The 317-nt window shown below is 53.0% G+C and carries 1 protein-coding gene; it reads left to right on the top strand.

All coding sequences use genetic code 11. The features are described 5' to 3' along the window. Window positions 1-199, top strand: a 199-nt coding sequence (locus K3G63_RS22650; RefSeq protein WP_220616425.1) for a hypothetical protein, incomplete at its 5' end; no start/stop codon positions are given. Window positions 200-317: the final 118 nt, after the last annotated feature.

Below are 317 nucleotides of genomic sequence, written 5' to 3'. Positions count from 1 at the left end.
ACAAGGTAGCCGTACCGGAAGGTGCGGCTGGATCACCTCCTTTCTGGAGCTTGACCGACTCGTTTGCTACGAGCTCTGGTCGTGGGACACTGCTCCCACTTATCTACCTGTCTTTTCCTTCATTCAGCTTTTGAAGCTGCTGCGGGTCACCCGGCAGCTTCACCTGCGCTTCTCAACAGGAGAAGCACACGTTCTTTGACGTACGAAAACAAGAGAGAAATATACTGGCTTGCCTGTGTAAGGCAAGTTAAGCTCGACTCTGTTCCGCAAGGAACGAGTCACTACGAGAAGTAGACAAGGGCACACGGGGGATGCCT

This window comes from Hymenobacter sp. HSC-4F20 (assembly GCF_019599275.1).
In the GTDB taxonomy this organism is placed as follows: Bacteria; Bacteroidota; Bacteroidia; order Cytophagales; family Hymenobacteraceae; genus Hymenobacter.
Note: the sequence above shows the minus strand (reverse complement) of the source record. Positions and strands in the feature narration are given on the sequence as shown.